Raw genomic sequence first — 19,109 nt, 5'->3', positions numbered from 1 at the left:
CAGGGGTCGCAGAAGCCCCTCGGCTACGCCTAAGGCGCGATGGTCCTCAGCCAGTGCCTGTTGATCCCCCGGTTGAACTGCTGCCAGGCATCGTCGCCCAGCGTCTGTTGAATCGTTTGTTCGGTTTCCTGGCGGATCGCGCGCAGGGCCGCCGTTTGCTGGTCCGCCGTGAGGGTCTGGTCGCCCCGCACGCGGCCAGCCTCGACCATGGCGATATCCCTCATCGCATACAGGTCATTGGCCAGTTCCGGCTGCAGGCCGGCACGCTGCACAATGCGGTGGAGCTGCTGGTAACCGGGATCCTGGGCGCGCTGATACTCCAGATAGCGTTCGTGACCCAGGGTTTCACGGAGACGCTCATTGAGTTGATCTTGAGCCTCCCGGTAACGGTCCGCCTCGGGCTGTGTCGCGTCCATCAGCATCGTCGGCGAGTACTCCCGGTCGAACGCCTCGCGCAACTTGAACATGGCCAGGAACTCCTCCTCGCTCGGCTCGAACCCGGTGATCTGCTGACGCAGCACAGTTGCCGTGATCGAGAACCGGAGCTGGTAATCCAGAAACTCCTCGGGCGACAGCATGGCCCGGATCGCATCCTCCATCTCGCGCTGCGCCTTCCACATCGCGCCATGATCGTTCGCCATGTCCCCGGCGCTCTCCACAAGCTTCGACTGAAAATCGGCCATCACCTGCATCAACCCGGTGCGCCTGGCCTCCGGCAGGAAATCGAACATCGCCTCCATCGGATTGCCGCCCACCGCCGCGAGCATCTGGCTCATCGGGTCGGGCTCGATCCCAAGGGCGCGCAGCACGGCGTTCTTCTCCTCCTCCAGCGCCCGCATCTGCTGGAGGGCTTCCGGGTCGCCCATCAGGCCCGCCATGCCCGCCAGTGGATTGCCCGCCTTCCAGTACTCGAACTTCTTCGGCGCACCGCGGGCCAGCTTCTTCTTCTCGTCGTAAAGCTTGTTCACATCCGCCCGGATGATGTCGCGGATCGTCTCCTCCGGGCAGCCGATCGCACGCAGGTTGGCGATGTACTCCCGGTAGTCCGGCGACTCCACATGCTGCCAGGACATCTCGCGCACAACGGTGTGCGTCACGACGGGTCCCGCCGTGGAGGTCGAAGTCGCGGATTCGCCGGTGGCCGGCTGCCCGCCGGAATCCGCCCGGTCCAGGTCAGCCGTCGAAGGCGAGCCGGAACGCAGCAGCAGGGCGGCCAGCAGGACGTTCAGGCCGACGGATACGATCAGGAAACGCTTCGCATGCATGGCTTCAATCCCGGTCAATGACTCTGATGAACCCCGTGCGGATAACACAACCAGCGCAACGCTGACAATGCTCCGTCACGCGCATCCCCCGTTCGGGCGCATCTCAGGTTCTTGGATCTCCCCCAAGCCCTCCCTCGTGGGGACTCGTACTCAGCCCGAAGGGCGGTAGTCGTACGCGTCATCGATCCCGCAGACACACCGCCTCGATCATCGCCCCCTCGCCAGCCCGATGGGTTCGATCCTCCCCGGACCTCCCATTCCGCGTGGGAACTGGGGAGGGGGATTACGATTACGATTACGATTACGATTACGATTACGATTACGATTACGATTACGATTACGATTACGAGTACGATTACGAGTACGAGGCCTGCTGCCAGAAACTGAGATGCGCCCTCCGATTTCACCCCTCTGCTTCACCCTCCGGAGGGACGAGCTCCGCGAGTCCTCAATCCATCGCCCCACTCCCCTTCCACCCTCGCCGAACGCCGCCAACCCCTGAAGCAACGCCATTCCTCGATCCAGTGCGCCACAATCCCTCACCCAGCCACCTCAGAAACCCGCAGGGTTTCCAGCGATTAGCCGGGGATCGAACCCGGCTTCGCGGGTTCGACCCCCGGAATGATTCCCCTCCCACCTCCCGACCCCGCCAGGGGTCGCAGAAGCCCCTCGGCTCCGGAATCGGGCAGGCAACGCATCGAATAGGAACATAGTCCCCAAGGATGCCCCGAGGCTGTCTGGACAGGATCCACAGGATGCAGAAGAGCCGCCTGCCCGTCGGGTTTGGCGGTGGGTCGGGATCTCCATCCTGTTCATCCTGTCCAATACCTCGGACCCGACCCCTCCGGACTTTTTTCAATCGCCCTGCCCCAGCCGCGACATCGCCTGACATCCGTCTTGCTGGACGGGCGCCCGATGCTCGAACCTTCCCCCTCGCGGTTATGAATTATCCGATCGCCCGCCGGGCTGCCTCGCTCTCCCCATCCCTGACGCTCGCCATCGACGCCAAAGCCAAGGCCATGAAGGCTGCCGGTGAAGACGTGGTCGGTTTCGGTGCCGGAGAACCCGATTTCGACACACCGGACCACATCAAGAAGGCCGCCGCCGACGCCCTCGCCGCCGGGTTCACCAAGTACACCGCCTCCAGCGGCATCCCCGAACTCCGTCAGGCCGTCGCCGACAAGTTCCAGCGCGAAAACGGCCTCACCTACGCGCCTTCCCAGATCATCATCTCCTCCGGCGGCAAGCACTCCTGCTTCAACGCCATCTTCGCCACCTGCCAGGACGGCGATGAGGTCCTGATCCCCGCCCCCTACTGGCTCAGTTACCCGGAAATGGTCAAACTGGCCGGGGCCACCCCGGTCATTCTTCCCACCACCGACGCCACCGAGTTCAAGGTCACCCCCGACCAACTCCGCGCCGCCATCACTTCCCGCACCCGCCTCTTCATCCTCAATTCCCCCAGCAACCCCACCGGCAGCGTCTATTCCCCCGACGAACTGCGCGCCCTCGGCGACCTCTGCGTCGAACGGGGCGTCCTCATCCTCAGCGACGAGATCTACGAACACCTCCTCTACGACGGAGCCGTCCATCGCTCGGTCGCCAGCTTCAGCCCGGAACACCAGGCGCACACCATCATCGCCCACGGCTTTGCCAAGGCCTGGAGCATGACGGGTTGGCGACTCGGCTTCCTCGCCGCCCCCGAGCCCATCGCGAAGGCCATCGACGCCCTCCAGAGTCACAGCACCAGCAACCCCACCAGCTTCGCCCAGAAAGGCGCCGTCGCCGCCCTTACCGGCCCCCAGGATCATCTCCCCGCCTGGCTCGCCGAATACGCCCGCCGCCGCGCCACCGCCTGGCAGCGCCTCAACACCATGCCCGGCGTTTCCTGTGTCAACAGCAAGGGCGCCTTCTACCTCTTCCCCAACATCCGCAATACCGGCCTGGGCAGCGCCGAGTTCTGCTCCCGCCTCCTCGAGACCGAAAAGGTCGCCGCCGTCCCAGGCATCGCCTTCGGCGCCGACGACTACATCCGAATCAGTTACGCCACCAGCCTCGCCCAGATCGAGAAGGGCCTCGACCGAATCGACCGCTTCGTCCGCTCCCTCCCCAGGTAGCCCGTCCTCCCCACCCCCCGTCCCGTCCCGCCCCGCCAAATGCACCGAAACTTCGTGCATATGCACGAAGTTTCGGGCCGTTCTGCCCCCCCTTCCCTCCCGTCCCGGACTGGAACTTTCGGGGAATACCCCGCCGGCGTGCCGGATGTCATCCTGGCCCCCGCATTCCATGAGCCGGCCCCCTCTTTCGTCACCCAAGCCGATGGCGGCCTGGACATCGCCCATCCTCCTGACTCCCGTCCTCCTCCTTCTCGCCCTGGCGCCACGCACCGCGGCGGAAGACCTCCTCATCGGCGTCTGGTCCCAGGACGACGGATTCCAGACGGTGGAGATCGCCTTCCGGTCCGACGGCAGGTACCGCCTCGACACCCGCGCCAACGATCCCGCCATGGGCTTCCACTTCACCGAACACGGCCGCTACGCCGCTGCGGGTCAGGCCCTCGACCTCTCGCCCCACGATTACTTCGGCGAACCGCAACCCCGATCCTACCTCTTCCGATTCCAGAACGATCTTCTGCTCCTGGAACGTCCGGAGTTCTCCCTCACCGAGACCTACCGGTTCGAACCGGGTTCACGCGACCGCATCCTCGCCGGGGAACAGACCCTCCGCGATCCCGTCGGGACCTGGCGCCGCAACAACGTCTCGAACGGCACCGATACCTACACCTTCCGTCCCGACGGGGTCTTCCGCCTGATCCGGACCCACGGGGACGGACCGTTCCCGCCGGAGATCGTCCGGGGTCGGTACTCCCTCGACGACCACCGCATGACCCTTCGCCCGTACGGCGGGGTGGCCGCCGAACTCGAACTCGACTACTTCGGCAACACGCTGATCCTGATCCGCCGGGAACCCCACTCGGGCGAGGCCACCGGATACGAATTGGTCCCCGGCTCTCGCGCCGCCGTGCAGGCCCTGACGGCGGATGCCGCCGCCTTTCTCGCCCGCGAGGACTGGTTCGTCGGGGTCTGGGAAATCCGGGAATCGTTCCTCACCGTGGACCTGACGCTTCGCCCGGACGGTCACTACACCGCCGTCAACAGCACCGAGTTTCTTCAGGGCACCGTCCGCGGCCGCTTCGCACTCGAACCGGGCCGGATCCTTCTCACCCCGTTTCCGGGTCAGGATCCCTACGCCCGCAGCAACGGGGACTTCGGCAAGGTCGGGCAGGCCCGTGATCTCGACTACTACGACGGCGAACTTCACTTCATCAACCCCGAGGCGCTCTCCCAACCGGTCGTGGTCGCACGCCTTCGCGCCGACAGCACAGTCCCGGTGGTCACCAGGGCCCTCGCCGCCCAGGCCGAACGCGCACGGGAAGGCTGGCAGATCGGTCGCTGGGAGGTTCAGGACCCCGTCGGATGGATGCAGTTCACCCTCCGGCCCGACGGACGTTACCTCGCGATGTCCGGCACCGACGGGGTGCCGTGGCGGGTCGAACGTGGACGGTATGCCCTCGGCACGAATCGGATCACCCTCGCCCCCTACCCCGGCCACGGACCGGCCCGCGGCTTCGATCTGGATCTCTACGACGGCGACCTGTTCCTCGCCGGCGATCCCTTCCGCCTGGTCATGGCCCGCAAGGAGTCCGGCTCCGAATCCGAGGTCATGGCCCGGACCCTCGATCCCGTCGCCATGAAAGGCGAACTCGGCACCCTCCTCGGACGCTGGTCGTCCCCGCTTCCAGGCCACTCGACCGAACTGGTCTTCCGGGATGACGGCCAGTTCCGCCTCGACCGCTGCGCACAAGGCGCGGCCTCCCGCGACTACGGTCTCTACTCCGTGGACATGACGTCGCGCACGTTGGTCTTCGACTCGCGCTTCTCGCCCGTCCGGACGCTCGGACTCGATTTCTACGACGACACCCTGACGATCTTCGGCCCCGGCACCGCTCCAGGCACCTACCGGGTCCAGCTTGGCGAAGCCCTCTCCGCCATCGCCGCATCCTTCGCCGCCGATGCCGTCCGCGCCCAGACCAACGCCCAATGGATCGCCCGGATCCCCGTCGCACCCCGCGACCCGGCGGCCGTGCAACGTCCCGCCGGCGACATCCCCGCCGATCCTCGACCCGACCGCATCTTCCCCGAACCCACGGTCTTCACCCAATACCGCCTCTACCGCCGGCTGATCCCGGGAACGGTCGTGTTCAATGTCCAGGGAGGCCTCCTCAGCGTCCCTGTGGTGAACTCGCGCGAATGGCACTTCTTCCCCACCGGGCGCGTCCTGGTCCGCTTCCGAAACCACTTCGCCGGCGGGGTCTATCCCAACACCATCGTCGATCTCAGCGATGCCTGGGGCGCCTACCGCGTGGACCCCGGAACCTCCCGGTCCGACATCCTTCATCGATACGCCGACAACGTCCTCCCCATCGCCATGGACTCCGGCGAGGAGGTCGAAATGACCCTCGAGGACGGACGCCGCCACCTGTTCTGGGGAAAGGAGTATCAGATCCTGTCCGAATGGGCTTCCGAACAGCAGCCGGTCCCCTGCGAACTTCCCGACCTGACCGAACCCCGCCTGATGAACACCGGACTCGATCTCGCCACCTCCATCCCTCCCGACCCGGTCGGCGATGGCGCGCTCGTCCTCATGTCCCTTCAGGTCGCTCCGGATGGCGCCTTGACGCTGCACGCCACCACCGACCTGCCGGGCACGGTCGCCGTGGACACCGCCACCCGCCTCTCGCCTCCCATGGCCTGGGAACCGCTGCACACCCATCAGGTGCCTGCCGGATCCTTCACGCTCCCGGTCGGCCGGCGCACGGACGCCATCCGCTTCTTCCGCCTCCGCCGGCTCTGACCCGCCGATGCTCCCCGAGTAAGGGGTGAGAAGGCCGCGAATCGGAGGGACCAGCTCCGCGAGTCCTCAACCCAACGCCCCACTCCCCTGCCGGCCTCGTGGAACTCGGCCCTCCGAAGCGGCGATGCACCGGCTCGCCCGCGGCACCCTCAAGATCCGCTTCCCGTCCCGCCGACTTCCGGCAAGACTCCTCCCCTTCAATGTCCAACGCGGTCCAGATGGTGATGTTCGCGGGGGAACCGTGGTGGCCCCGACTCCAGCCTCTCCTCCACCCGCTCGGCGCCGCCGAGTCGATTCAGCAGGTGCTGGTCTTCGCGCCGGACGATTCGCCCCGGGCCCGCCAGGAGGTGTCGCGCCTGTGCCGGTTTCTCTCCGCCCAGTTCCCCGGCCTGCGCGTCATGGCCGCCCCCTCCAACCCCGGCCCCGAAGGCTTTCGCGCCGACCTCGAATCCAACCCACTGGATCCCGGTCCCTCCGATCCCGAACCGTCCGCGCCATCCCGCGTGCTCAACCTGACCGGCGCCCCCGCCTGGGCCACCTGGGCCGCAGCCCCCTGGCTCGACACGCCGAACGCCAGAATCATCGAACGGGACGCCCGCGGCGCCTGGATCGCCTGGCACCGCTCGCCCGAGGGCGCCCTCAACGCCACTCCCCTGCCCGAGTTCCCCAAGACCCTCACCGACACCCTTGCCGTCGAACACCTGGTCCGCGCCCTCGATGACGATGCCGCCGCCAGCCATGCCGTCTGGACCCCCGCCCAACCCCTCCCGCTGATTCCCCTCACCGCCGCCGCCATCGAGAAACGCTGGGATTGGTCCGCCGCCTTCAACGCCGCCGGGCTCGAACCCGGTCGCGACAACGCCGGAACCCTCCTGGGCCGTTTCCTCGGCGCCCTCCTCGTGCATCTCGGGCTTCCCAATGTCCAGCGGGTCACCCGGCCGCGTCGGACCGCCGCACCCGACGACGGCCGCGAGGCGCACCTCTGGGTCCATCACGCAGGCCGGCTCGTCGCGATCGAAGCCCGTGCACCCCTCCCGACGGACGACGCCTCCGAAGACGCCGACAACGCCTTCGCCGCCGCCTTGCTCCGGATCGCAGGCCTCCGCCCGGCCCTCTCTCCAATCCCGGTCGATTGGGTCCTGGTTCGTCCCGACCGGCGCCTGTCCCCCATCCATCGGGAACTGGCCGGCAGCCTCGGCATCCGCGTCCTCGACGAATCCGACGCCCCCGAACTTCCCGGCCGCCTCGCCGAACTCTTCGATCTCCGCCTCACCCCGGACGCCATCGAAGTCGAGCGCCTGCTGCGGGCCAGTCTCGCCGAGGGACGGAATCTCCGCGTCTTCGGTGCCGAGTCCTCGGCCGTCTCCACCCAGCTCGCCGCCCATTCCGATCCCACCGTGGTCCGGCTGGAACCCTGGCTGGACCGGTTCCGCATGGAACGTCGTCAGAACTGGCTCATCTGGAGCCTCGGCGACCGGGCCTGGCTGCGCGTGCCCCACGAAGGCAAATCCCCCTCTCCCGACGACTGGCGCCTTCTCCTCGCGGCCCTGACGGGTCTCCCGATGGAACGGCTCCTCCTGCATCCCGACCTGGCAGGTCCCCGGGCCATGGTCTTCGAATTCCCCAACGCCCCCGAAGCCCGGCAACGGGTCCAGGACTGGCTCCGCCCGTTCCTCAACACTCCCCTGACCTTCGCTGCGGCCCGCGATCGCCTGGCCGTCGAGTCACGCATTCGCGAAGAGTTCACGCCCCCCGCCCAGCGCACCGCACCCCGCGCCCCTGCCTCCCCGGCCCCGCCCGCCGCCCAGCCTTCACGGTCGCCCACCCCGCCCCGTCCGGCCGCTGCCCCAGGCCGCCGTCGTGCCCCCACCGTCAATCCCCTCGCCGATCTCGATCAAGCCCTCGACGCCGCCTTCGGGGATCCTCCAGCGAAGGAGGGTTGATCCGATCCCTCTCCCCGCTTGCTGGTCCGCGCCAGTCCTTGGCCATGCAGCACCCCGTCCTCCCCGGTCCCGGACCTCATCTCTGTGCATCCCGGAGTTGTGGGGAGAGTGCGAACTTCGCGAAGCGTCGCCTCGGAGGGCCGAGTTCCACGAGGCCGCAAGGGTGTGGAGCGTTCGGTTGAGGACTCGCGGAGCTCGTCCCTCCGATTGGCTCCCTCCTCACCCGCAACTCCGGGATGCACCGACCTCATCTCAGCCGGCCAGAACCTCCTCGATCGCCTTGAGCAGTTGATCGCTCGGAAACGGCTTCGACAGGGTGCGTTGCGCCCCCAGGCTCTGGGCCATCCGCAGGTAATCCCCAGGACCAACACGTCCCCCCCCGGAAATCGCGATCACCCGCACCTCCGGCTGCAGCCGTCGCAATTCAAGGATGGTCTCGATCCCTTCCCGCTCGGGCATGATCAGGTCGGTGATCACCAGGTCGGACGGTGCCTCACGGTACGAGGCCACCGCTTCCCGCCCGTTGGTGGCCTGGCGCACTTCATACCCCGCCCGCGCCAGCACGCGCCCCAGCGTCTCCCTGAAATCGTTGTCGTCGTCCACCAGCAAGATCGTCTTCATGCGCCTTCCTCAGCCTTCCTCAACCTTCCGATCGCCGCGCCGTTTCCGCCGCCGGCAGGTCCAGGCGAAACGTCGTCCCCTGCCCGGGCTTGGAGACTACCGACAAATGCCCCCCGTGGTTTCGCACAATCCCATGGGCCACCGCCAGCCCAAGTCCCGAACCTTCACCCGGCCCGCGCGTCGTGAAAAACGGATCGAACACCCTCCCCACCGTCTCCTCATCCATCCCTTGCCCGTCATCCGTCACGGAAATCCGCGCAAACCGTCCGCCAGGTATTCCGCCCGCCCCAACCGTTGCCTCCCACACCCCGGCCCGCATCTCCACCCGCCCCTCGCCACCCGCCAGCGCCTGACAGGCATTGGTGCCGATGTTCACCAGCACCTGCTCCAATTGGTCGGCATCCCCAAGCACGGCCGGACACTCCGGATCGCACCCCACAACCAGCCGGACACCCGCGGGCATGCCCGCCCGCAAGGACGCCTCCACCCGCTCCAGCAACGGCCCCACCCGTACACGCTGCCGCTCGGGCTGCTGAAGCCGGCTGAACAAAATCAACTGCTGCACCAGGCTTCGCGCGCGATCAGTCGCCCGGCGAATGGCCACCAGGCTCTCCTTCGCCGGATCCTCCTGCCCCATGTCCGCCAACGCCATCTCCGCATTCCCCAGGATCGTCCCAAGGATGTTATTGAAGTCGTGCGCCACCCCCCCCGCCAGCGTCCCCACCGCTTCCAGCTTGTGGCTCCGACGCAACCGCTCCTCAAGCTCGTTCCGTTCCGCCTGGGCACGCTTCCGCTCCGTGATGTCCCGGATCACCGCAATCGCCTGCCCCCCGCCATCCCCCCGCAGCCGCGCCTCGAAGGCCTTCGACCCGGAGGGCACCTCCAGCGCGTACTCCAACACCACCGTCTCCGACCCGCCCAGCGCCGTCTCCAATCCCTTCCGCAGCGCATCGTGGATCGCCTCCGGTAGCACCTCCGTCAGTCGCCGTCCCACAAATGACTCCGGCTGCTCATAGAGATCCTCCATCGCCCCGCCCCACCACTCCGTCACCGTCGTGTCCGCCGCGATCCGGAAATAGTGATCCGGCAATCGCGCCAGCAAATCCGACAGGGCCGCAAACCGTCCCCGGATCGCCGCCCGCTCCCGCCGGCATCGGATCATCGCAAGGCCGCACGCCGCCGCCGCCAGGGCCAGCAATCCCCAGCCCAGAACCGTGCCGGAATCGCCCGGCGGAACCGCCTGTCCGAGCAGATGCGAAAGCCCGTGATCCTCCCCCCGCCACCCGTCCCCCCAGGTGCATCCCATGATCGCACTCAGGCCGGCCAGCACCGAAACCCATCCCAATCCGTCCACCCATCCCACCCAACGCCGCGCCTTCCCCGGAACCCGGCCACCCGATTCGCCGCCCGGCGTCACCCCCGCCCCTTTCAGCCCTGCTCCCACCTCAACGCCTGCGCCCCCCGCCGTACAGGGCGTTCGATCGGATTGCAGGCGAGTCATAGTTCGATCACACCCCTCCCGTGCTCCCGCGAGCGATCCTATCGGCGGTTGCGTTCGAAACCGCCCCACAACGGTTCCTCCTGCCATCGCTCCAACCGTCTCAGGGACGATCCGAAGCCATCCGCCACCGACCGCTCGCGGGAACGAGGGTCCGCATGACCAGTAGTCTGTACGGTCGGATCGTTGCGGAACTTGAGACGGCCCCGCCTCCCGCCCTACCGTCTCCAGCGTGGCCATGACACCCTCCCGCTCCCTGTCGGCGTGCCTCCTGGCAGGCGCCCTGACGTTCGCCGTCAACGCCCCGGCTCATGCCAGCGTCGGCGTCCTCTTCTACAACCACTTCCCCACCCTCGATTCCCCGGCCACAGTCCGCCGCGTCAATGCCGACGGCTCGGGCAATCTACCCGTCCCCCTGCCCCTCCCCTCCCCGGCCTTCCCCACCGTCTCCCGCGACGGCCGCTTCCTCCTGGTCACCTCCTCCGACCCTCTCCGCCCGTTCAAGATCAGTCGCGATGTCTTCCTCATCGACCTGTTCACCCTCGACACCCTCCGGGCCGTCCAGTTCGTGGACACCTTCCGCACCACCGGCGGCATCATGCTGACCAACGACATCGGAAACGTCATCGGCGACCGCAACGTGACCGCCTACACCATCCATTTCCCCAATCACAAGGCGTTCTCCCCCGATAACAGCCGCCTCGCCATCATGGACCTGCCCCGCTCCGGCGGCAGCACCCTCGACATCCCGCGCGGCGACGGCGTCAGCCAGCAAACCCTCGGAGGCGGACGCATGCCGGTGCTCGAAACCTACCGCCTCGGCGATCCCATCCCCTTCGGACAACTCCTCCAGGCCGGCGGCGAACGGACCGGCAACAACCAGGGCGGCGACGGCGTGGACTGGCACCCGTTCCGCGAAGAGGTCCTCGGTGTCTTCCGGTCCGACATCCCCGCCACCAGCAACACCGGCATCCAAACGTCCGAGGGCACCGTCATCGGGGTCTTCAGCTCCGCCGGCCTCCTCCAACCCCTGCTCCGCCTCCTCACCACCCCCACCGCCCGCTGGTTCGGCCACGTGGACCTCTTCAGCAATTACCTGATCTCCGAGGCGGAACACGACTACGCCCCCGCCATCTCCCCCGACGGCACCCGCGTCGCCTACCTCCGCCATACCCAGCGGTACGACACCCGCGTCGGCCTCGCCCCCTTGCCCGCCCTCTGCGAACTTCGCGTCATCGGCTACGACGGCAGTGGCGACCGGCTGCTGCTCCGCTTCTCCGAAGGCTGGTGGTCCGGCAAACTCGCCTGGTCCCCCGACGGCACCCAGATCGCCTTCGACATCGCCCCGCAGTGGATCCTCGATGGCTGGCCGTCCCTCCTCGGCGATGTCACCCGCTCGGAAATCCACGTCATCCAGGCCGACGGCTCCAACCCCCGCCGCCTGGTCGCCGCACCGGCCACCTACCCGACCTGGTCGCCCCTCGGGTTCTCCCCGCCTCCCCCACCCCCCACCGATCCCGTCCGGATGTCGGTCCAACGATCCTCCGAAGGTGAAATCCGACTGACTGTGGCGGGAGGCGGCCCGGGCGAATCCCTGCGGATCGAGAGTTCCGAAAACCTCCTCGACTGGACCCCGCTGGCCACCGTGGTCCAGGCCGGCCCCAGCCCGCCCCTCTACACCGACGAACGCCCGGCGCCGCCCGGTCGCGCCCGCTTCTATCGGGTGTCCACAGACCGCTGAACGCCGGATGGCACGTCAGCGGCGCTCCGCCCGGCGGCGGCGCCAGATGTCGAAATGATCGAGCAGCACACCGAGGCGTTCCCCCATCCGCACGAACTCCCGGTGATCGTCCTCGAAGCCGTCCTCGAAATGGTCCGGGATGGCGTCGCCGTTCTTCACGAAATACGCCAGCGCCCGGCTCAACCACGGAGCCAGTTCCGGCCACTCGGGAGGCGGATGGTAATCCCCCGCATCCACCGCCTCGAACAACTCCAGCGCCTGGGTGACCCGCCCATGCAGGTCGGCATCCAGAGGCCTCGCGGGATTCAGCGTCGCGAGCTTCTTCTCCACCTGCGGACGCAGCCACCGGTTGCGGTGCGTCGGCAGCAGCAGGTCCATGTCCCTCAGACACACCACCCGCTCCTCCAGCCACGCGAAGAGAAATCCGAACAGCTTCGGGGTCTTCCGGCGGGGCCGGCTGGGTTTGGCGCGTCGGCTCATGGGAACTGACCGCAACGCTGCCCCCGCCGCCTCCCACCCCGCAAGCCCGATCCCGCCCCCCTCACGGGTAGTCATACGTCGCGGCAATCCCCAACGGGATCCCCAGCGCCCAGTACGCCAGCAGGAACAGCGTCCAGCCCACCAGGAACGCCACCGAATAGGGCAGCATCAAGGACGTGATCGTCCCGATCCCGGCCGACTTCACCCAACGCTGGGCGAAGGCCACCACCAGCGGGAAATACGGCATCAGCGGCGTGATGATGTTGGTCGCCGAATCCCCGACCCGGTACGCCGCCTGGGTGAGTTCCGGCGACAACCCCACCTGCATCAGGATGGGCACGAAGATCGGCGCCAGCAGCGCCCATTTTCCCGAGGCCGACCCCACCAGCAAATTCACCCCGGCACTCAACACAACGATCCCCACAATGGTCACCATGCCGGGCAACCCCAGCATCTTCAGAAAATCCGCCCCCTTCACCGCCAGCAGCGCCCCCAGGTTCGACTGCCCGAAGGCGGACGTGAACTGGGCGCAGAAGAAGATCATCACCAGGTAGTAACCCATCGTGGACATCGACTTGCTCATCCCGTCGATGATCTCCCGGTGGTTCTTCACCGTCCGCGCCACGTACCCGTAAACCACCCCGGGTATCAGGAACAACAGGAAGATCAGCGGCACGATCGACTGCATCAGCGGCGCCGTAAACGCCGTGATCTGCCCGTCCGGCGAACGCAACGGCGAATCCCCGGGCGCCACCGCCAGGGTCAGCAGCGCCAATCCCACCCCCATCACCCCGACCCCCGCCCACAAGCCCCGCCACTCGAGCGCGGTCAACTCATCCAACCGCGCCGTCGCCGGCGCCTCGCCATCCACGATCGTCCCCCGCAGTCGCGGCTCGATCACCCGGTCGGTCAGATACCACCCCAGCCCGATGATCAACACCGAGGAGAGGCTGGTGAACAGCCAGTTGCAGAGCGGGTTCACCTGCCGGTCCGGATCCAGGATCTGCGCCGCCTGCTGCGTGAACCCCTGGAGCAGCGGGTCGATCCCGGACGGAATGAAATTCGCACTGAACCCTCCCGACACCCCGGCAAAGGCGCAGGCAATCCCCGCCAGCGGATGACGTCCCGCCGCGTGGAAAATCACCGCCCCCAACGGAATCACCAGCACGTACCCCGCGTCCGCCGCCGTGTGGCTCACAATCGCCACCAGCAGCAGCATGGGCGACAGGAGTTGCTTCGGCGTGATCCGCAGCAGGGCCTTCAATCCTGCGTTGATGAACCCCGTCCGCTCCGCCACCCCCACCCCCAGCAGCGCCACCAGCACCACCCCCAACGGCGCAAACCCCGTGAAGGTCCTCACCATGTTCGCCAGAAACCCGGCCAGACTCCCGCCAGTCAACTGGTTCTGCACCGTCAACTCGCGCAGCCCGTCCGCCGACGGCACCAAAAACGCATACCCCGACAGCATCGCCGACACGGCCCACACCGCGAACAGCAGCAGGAGAAACAGCACCGCCGGGTCCGGCAACCGGTTGCCCGCCACCTCGATCCACGCCAGAAACCGGCGCACCCATCCCTCCGCAGCCTCGCCCGTCCGGGCCTTGTCCTGGGTCATCTCGGGCCGACACGCTACCGAAACCGCCCCTTCCCCCGCAAGACACCCCGCCCCCTATTCCGCCACGTACACGTTCTTCAGCTCCGTGTACCCCTCCAGCGCAGCCATCCCCAGGTCACGCCCGATCCCGCTCTGCTTGAACCCGCCAAAGGGCGCCTCGACATGCACGCTGCTGTGCGAATTCACGCTCAACACCCCGCTCTGCACCGCCCGCACCACACGCAGGGCGCGGTCCAATCGTTGCGTCCAGACCGAGCCGCTCAATCCGTACGGTGTCCGGTTGACCTCCGACAACATCGCCGCCTCGTCGTCGAACGGCACCACCGCCACCACCGGTCCGAAGATTTCCTCCCGCCAGCACCGGTCCTCGCCCTGAACCCCCAGCAGCACCGTCGGTTCCAGGAAGTACCCCTTCCCCGACGGCCGCGCCCCGCCGGTGGCAATCCGGCTGCCCCGTTGGCGTGCATCCTCCACGTATTCCTCCACGATCGCCCGTTGACCCGCGCTGACCAGCGGTCCCAACTGCGTGCCGTCATTCGCCGGATCCCCAACCACCAGCCCCCGCGTCGCCGCCACGAACCGTTCCACAAACGGTTCGAAGACGGCCCGCTCCACGAACACCCGGCTCCGCGCGCAGCAGTCCTGCCCGGTGTTCGCAAAAACGCTCATCGGCGAGGTCTCCGCCGCCCGTTCCCAATCGGCGTCGGCAAAGACGATGTTGGGGGACTTCCCCCCCAGCTCGAGCGAGACGCGTTTCAGACCGCGCGAGGCCAGTTCCATGATGCGCCGCCCCACCCCGGTGGACCCGGTGAAGGAAACCTTCCGGATGTCCGGATGCGTGACCAGTGCCTCGCCCACGGCCGAACCGTCGCCGGGAACCACCTGCAACACCCCGGCCGGCACCCCCGCCGCATGCACCAACTCCCCCAGCTTCAGCGCCGTCAGCGGCGACAACGAGGCGGGTTTGAGAACCACCGCATTGCCCGCCGCCAGGGCCGGTGCCGCCTTCCAGCAGGCGATCGGAAACGGAAAGTTCCACGGCACGATCGCCGCCACCACCCCCATCGCCTCGCGCAACGTGAAATCGAAGCCCCCGCGCGCGACAGGGATCGTCTGCCCGCAGAACTTGCCGATCGCACCGGCGTAGTACTCGAACACCCGCGCCCCCAACGCCACCTCGTCCCGCGCATCGCCAATCGGTTTGCCAATCTGCGCGGTCTCCAATTGCGCCAACGCCTCCCCATGCTCCCGCAACACCGCCACCACCCGGAACAGCACTTCCGCCCGCCGCCCCGGCGCCCATCCCCGCCAATCCCGTTCCCACGCCCGTTGCGCTGACGTCACCGCCACCTCCACCTCGCCAACCCCACCCGCCTCCACCTCCACAAACACCTCCTCCGTGGCCGGATTCACCAGGGTCAACCGACGGCCGGACGCCGACGGCCGGTACTCCCCGTCGACAAATAACTGCGTGGGCAAGGTCATCGCCCCCCAAGTCAATCAAAGCCCCAGCCCCCTGACAAACCGCCCGATCAACGAGCAAGACGGCCAAGAGTCGTTCACCGTGTCAATAATAAGCCAGACTGACTTTTGTTGACTGCCAACGATAGTAGGTCAGACTCACTCTTGTTGACTTCTTAATAATGAGTCATCAGTTTATTTGTTGACTCCATGCTATGAGCCGGTGCCAGGAGAAAATCCTATTGGGCCCATGGGAATGGGCAGGACCTGATCGCAGACCAGTCCAACAACAACTCAACAACTTATTGCCGGGCTTACTTTAGAAAATTCTGTCAATAATAATGGTCTGTCTCACTATTTAATGCCCCCCCCCTCGCCCCTACCTCTCCTACCTCCTACCTCTCCCGGACCGGTTGTCCCCGCGATGGCGCGATGGTATCTCCCCCCCCCCAACCCTCCCGCGCTTCGCCAAACCTTCCCGCTGCGGCAGCCTGCAGGACCCCAGCACGCCAGCAGTCCTCAACCCTCAGAGTTCTACTTTCCACTTGGACCGCCGGGGGCAGCAGCGATAGTCCGCTCTCGTGCGCCCGGCCCTACCCACTGCCGCCTTGCTCCTCCTGACCTCGCTGGTCGCCACGGCGGCTGAACCGCTCCTCGAACCTCCGGGCTTCCGGCCCCGTCCGCTCTCCCTCCACGCACTCGTCGGTGCCCGGATGGTCACGGAACCGGGAATCGTGCTGACCAATCACACCCTGATCCTTCGCGACGGCATCATTCAGGCCATCGAACCGGGTGATGTCCGTCCTGCCGGTGCCCGAATATGGGACCTCGAGGGGAACACGATCTACCCGGCCTTCATCGAACCCTACCTCGTCCCCGGCGCCCGCCGTTCTCCGCCTCCCCGGGAGGAATTCGATGCCGATGCCGGTTGGGACGCCCGGTCCAGCGATGGCGCCGGCGGACCCCGCTTCTTCGGGGTGGCAGGCCAGGAAAGGGATCCGGGCCATCCCGGACCGGGCGCCACCTCGCCCCACATCACACCGGAACACCGCATGGCCACCACGACGGGTCCGGAGTCGCGCACCACGGAATCCCTCCGGGAACTCGGATTCGCCGCCGCCCAACTCGTCCCCGCCGAAGGCATCCTCCGGGGCCAGGCCGCCCTGTTCATGCTCGGCGATTCCAGTCCGAACCTGTCCCTAGTCCGCGCCGATACCGCCCAATGCATCGCCCTCAGCGTACCCTCGTCACCGGGCGGCGGGCGCGACCGTTACCCTGGATCGCTGATGGGCGTGCTGTCCCTGTGGCGCCAGACCTTCCTCGATGCCGCGCACCGGGCCGCCGACATCGAACACTACGCCCACCACCCCGGTCAGCGCCCCCGCCCGGCCTTCAACACCGCCCTCGATGCCCTTCAGGCCGTCGCCGCCGGTCAACCCGTCCTCATCGAGGCCAACAGCGTCCTCATGACCCACCGTGCCGCCCGCCTCGCCGATGAACTCGGCCTCCACCATCGCGCCTTCGTCGCCACCGGCGAGGAATGGCGCCGCCCCGACCTGGCCCGCACCGCCGGCGGCCCCTTCATCGTCCCCCTCACCTTTCCCGCCCTGCCCCGATTCCCCTCCGACTCCGAATGGGAGGACGTGTCCCTCGACCAGCTTCGCGCCTGGGACTGGGCCCCGGAAAACCCCGCCCTCCTGCGCCGCGAAGGACTCGACCTCGCCGTCACCACCCATGGCCTCTCCGACCTCAAATCCTTCCGCCGCCAACTGCGCGCCGCGCTCGACCGCGGCTGGAATCAGGACGATGCCCTCGCCGCCCTGACCGTCGTTCCCGCCCGCCTCGCCGGAGTCTCGGACCGGCTCGGAACCCTGGCCCCCGGACGCATCGCCAATCTCACCATCGTCACCGGCAGTTACTTCGATCCTGAGAAACCCATCCATTCTGTCTGGATCGACGGCGTCCCCCATCTCCCCCCGCCGGCCCTCCCGAAATCCCCCGCCACCGCCCGATCCACCGACCCTGACAAACCGTCTCCCGACAAAGCCAAGCCCGATGATCCGAAGCCCGACACCGCTGCCAAGGACGCCCCCCCCGCGGACAGCCCCAAGGATGAAGAGTCCAGGCGCCAGCCTCGTGTCGCCCGATCCCCCCTCGACGGACGCGGCCCGATCACCAGCCCCCGCGAACTTCTGATCCGCGGCGCCACCATCTGGACCAGCGGCCCCGCCGGCATCCTCACCAACGCCCATCTCCTCGTCCGCGACGGCCGCATCGCCGCCGTCGGACACCGGCCCATCACCCCGTCCGTCGGGGTCGTCGAGATCGACGCCTCCGGCCTGCACCTCACCCCCGGCCTCATCGACTGCCACAGCCACTCGATGATCCTCGGCAGCGTCAACGAGGGCACCCTCCCCAGCACCGCCATGGTCCGCATCGGCGACGTCGTGAATTCCGAGTCCGCCCAGATCCGCTACCAACTGGCCGGCGGTCTGACCATCGCCAACCTCCTCCACGGCTCCGCCAATCCCATCGGCGGCCAGAACCGCGTCATCAAACTCCGCGACGGCGCCGCCCCGGACGACCTGGCCTTCCGCAACGCCCCCGAGGGGATCAAGTTCGCCCTCGGCGAAAACGTGAAACAGTCGAACTGGGGCGAACGCCACACCACCCGCTTCCCCCAGACCCGCATGGGCGTCCAGACCTTCTACGCCAACCGCTTCACCGCCGCCCAACACTACCGCGCCCAACTCCGCGCCGCCGCCGCTCCCGAACCCGGCGCCCCCCCGCCTCCCCCGGTCCGCCGCGACCTCGAACTCGAAGCCCTCGCCGAAATCCTCGACGGCACCCGCCTCATCCACTGTCACAGCTACCGCCAGGACGAAATCGTCGCCTTCCTCCGCACCATGGAATCGTTCGGGATCCGCGTGGCCACCCTCCAGCACATCCTCGAGGGCTACAAGGTCGCCGACGAAATCGCCCGCCACGGCGCGGGCGCCAGCGCCTTCTCCGACTGGTGGGCCTTCAAGGTCGAGGTCATCGACGCCATCCCTTACGCCGGGTCCATCATGCGGGAACGCGGCGTCAACGTGAGCTTCAACTCCGACTCCAACGACCAGGCCCGCCGCCTCAACCTCGAAGCCGCCAAGGCCGTCAAGTACGGCCGCACACCCCCCGCCGATGCCCTCCGCTTCGTCACCCTCCACCCCGCCCAGCAGCTCGGCATCGACCGCTGGGTCGGTTCCCTCGAAGTCGGCAAGGACGCCGACTTCGTCCTCTGGTCCGGTCATCCGCTCGACTCCGCCAGCGTCTGCCTCGAAACCTGGATCGACGGCCGGAAATACTTCGACCGCGCCCAGGAAGCCGCCCGCGTCCGCGCCCTCGCCGACGAACGCGACGCCCTCCTCGCCAAGGCCCGCTCCCAATCCTCACCCGCCTCCCGCACCGGCACCTCCGCCAGCGATGCCGCCCGCGCCCTCTTCTTCCGCCGCGCCCTCGAACAGGCCACGCACCTCGGCGTCCGCGACTGCCAGGACTGCCTCCTCCCGAACCACCCCTGACCCGACCGACC

General features: G+C 67.5%; 11 protein-coding genes. 5 read left to right on the top strand and 6 right to left on the bottom strand.

Going from position 1 to position 19,109, the window contains the following annotated elements:
- Window positions 1-29: 29 nt before the first annotated feature.
- Window positions 30-1,283: a hypothetical protein gene (locus tag KF833_07870; GenBank protein MBX3745214.1), complete on the bottom strand. Its 1,254-nt coding sequence runs from the start codon at window positions 1,281-1,283 to the stop codon at window positions 30-32.
- 923 nt (window positions 1,284-2,206) lie between these two features.
- Here KF833_07870 and KF833_07865 point away from each other — a divergent pair.
- From KF833_07865 to KF833_07855, 3 genes are all read left to right on the top strand, one after another.
- On the top strand, window positions 2,207-3,382 hold the full coding sequence (locus KF833_07865; GenBank protein MBX3745213.1) for a pyridoxal phosphate-dependent aminotransferase: 1,176 nt from the start codon (window positions 2,207-2,209) through the stop codon (window positions 3,380-3,382).
- 169 nt (window positions 3,383-3,551) lie between these two features.
- Window positions 3,552-6,179, top strand: coding sequence for a hypothetical protein (locus KF833_07860; protein MBX3745212.1), 2,628 nt, complete (start codon window positions 3,552-3,554; stop codon window positions 6,177-6,179).
- Window positions 6,180-6,379: 200 nt separating this feature from the next.
- The gene (locus KF833_07855) at window positions 6,380-8,122 is read left to right on the top strand and encodes a hypothetical protein (GenBank protein MBX3745211.1); all 1,743 of its coding nucleotides are present in this window, start codon (window positions 6,380-6,382) and stop codon (window positions 8,120-8,122) included.
- A gap of 252 nt (window positions 8,123-8,374) precedes the next feature.
- On the opposite strand, the gene KF833_07850 is transcribed toward KF833_07855, so the two are convergent.
- Together KF833_07850 and KF833_07845 are read right to left on the bottom strand one after the other, a co-directional pair.
- Window positions 8,375-8,743, bottom strand: coding sequence for a response regulator (locus KF833_07850; GenBank protein MBX3745210.1), 369 nt, complete (start codon window positions 8,741-8,743; stop codon window positions 8,375-8,377).
- A gap of 19 nt (window positions 8,744-8,762) precedes the next feature.
- Complete coding sequence (locus KF833_07845) at window positions 8,763-10,244, bottom strand: hypothetical protein (protein ID MBX3745209.1); 1,482 nt, start codon at window positions 10,242-10,244, stop codon at window positions 8,763-8,765.
- A gap of 235 nt (window positions 10,245-10,479) precedes the next feature.
- Here KF833_07845 and KF833_07840 point away from each other — a divergent pair, with 235 nt between their 5' ends.
- The gene (locus tag KF833_07840) at window positions 10,480-11,982 is read left to right on the top strand and encodes a PD40 domain-containing protein (GenBank protein ID MBX3745208.1); all 1,503 of its coding nucleotides are present in this window, start codon (window positions 10,480-10,482) and stop codon (window positions 11,980-11,982) included.
- Window positions 11,983-11,997: 15 nt separating this feature from the next.
- Here the strand turns inward: KF833_07840 and KF833_07835 are convergent, their stop codons facing one another.
- The 3 genes from KF833_07835 to KF833_07825 all read right to left on the bottom strand — a co-directional run bounded on the left by KF833_07835 (window position 11,998) and on the right by KF833_07825 (window position 15,562).
- Window positions 11,998-12,462 (bottom strand): hypothetical protein, encoded by a 465-nt coding sequence (locus KF833_07835; protein MBX3745207.1) that lies wholly within the window; start codon window positions 12,460-12,462, stop codon window positions 11,998-12,000.
- A 61-nt stretch (window positions 12,463-12,523) separates the two neighbouring features.
- Window positions 12,524-14,077, bottom strand: a complete 1,554-nt coding sequence (locus KF833_07830) for an AbgT family transporter (GenBank protein MBX3745206.1) — start codon at window positions 14,075-14,077, stop codon at window positions 12,524-12,526.
- 54 nt (window positions 14,078-14,131) lie between these two features.
- Window positions 14,132-15,562 (bottom strand): aldehyde dehydrogenase, encoded by a 1,431-nt coding sequence (locus KF833_07825; GenBank protein ID MBX3745205.1) that lies wholly within the window; start codon window positions 15,560-15,562, stop codon window positions 14,132-14,134.
- Window positions 15,563-16,146: 584 nt separating this feature from the next.
- Here KF833_07825 and KF833_07820 point away from each other — a divergent pair.
- Window positions 16,147-19,098, top strand: a complete 2,952-nt coding sequence (locus tag KF833_07820) for an amidohydrolase family protein (protein ID MBX3745204.1) — start codon at window positions 16,147-16,149, stop codon at window positions 19,096-19,098.
- Window positions 19,099-19,109: the final 11 nt, after the last annotated feature.

Source organism: Verrucomicrobiia bacterium (assembly GCA_019634625.1).
In the GTDB taxonomy this organism is placed as follows: domain Bacteria; phylum Verrucomicrobiota; class Verrucomicrobiia; order Limisphaerales; family CAIMTB01; genus CAIMTB01.
This window is presented reverse-complemented; position numbering and strand designations above follow the sequence as displayed.

Coding starts and splice junctions, on each gene's coding strand:
- KF833_07865 (MBX3745213.1), top strand. CDS start 2,207: ATGAATTATCCGATCGCCCGCCGGGCTGCCTCGCTCTCCCCATCCCTG.
- KF833_07860 (MBX3745212.1), top strand. CDS start 3,552: ATGAGCCGGCCCCCTCTTTCGTCACCCAAGCCGATGGCGGCCTGGACA.
- KF833_07855 (MBX3745211.1), top strand. CDS start 6,380: ATGTCCAACGCGGTCCAGATGGTGATGTTCGCGGGGGAACCGTGGTGG.
- KF833_07850 (MBX3745210.1), bottom strand. CDS start 8,743: ATGAAGACGATCTTGCTGGTGGACGACGACAACGATTTCAGGGAGACG.
- KF833_07845 (MBX3745209.1), bottom strand. CDS start 10,244: ATGACTCGCCTGCAATCCGATCGAACGCCCTGTACGGCGGGGGGCGCA.
- KF833_07840 (MBX3745208.1), top strand. CDS start 10,480: ATGACACCCTCCCGCTCCCTGTCGGCGTGCCTCCTGGCAGGCGCCCTG.
- KF833_07835 (MBX3745207.1), bottom strand. CDS start 12,462: ATGAGCCGACGCGCCAAACCCAGCCGGCCCCGCCGGAAGACCCCGAAG.
- KF833_07830 (MBX3745206.1), bottom strand. CDS start 14,077: ATGACCCAGGACAAGGCCCGGACGGGCGAGGCTGCGGAGGGATGGGTG.
- KF833_07825 (MBX3745205.1), bottom strand. CDS start 15,562: ATGACCTTGCCCACGCAGTTATTTGTCGACGGGGAGTACCGGCCGTCG.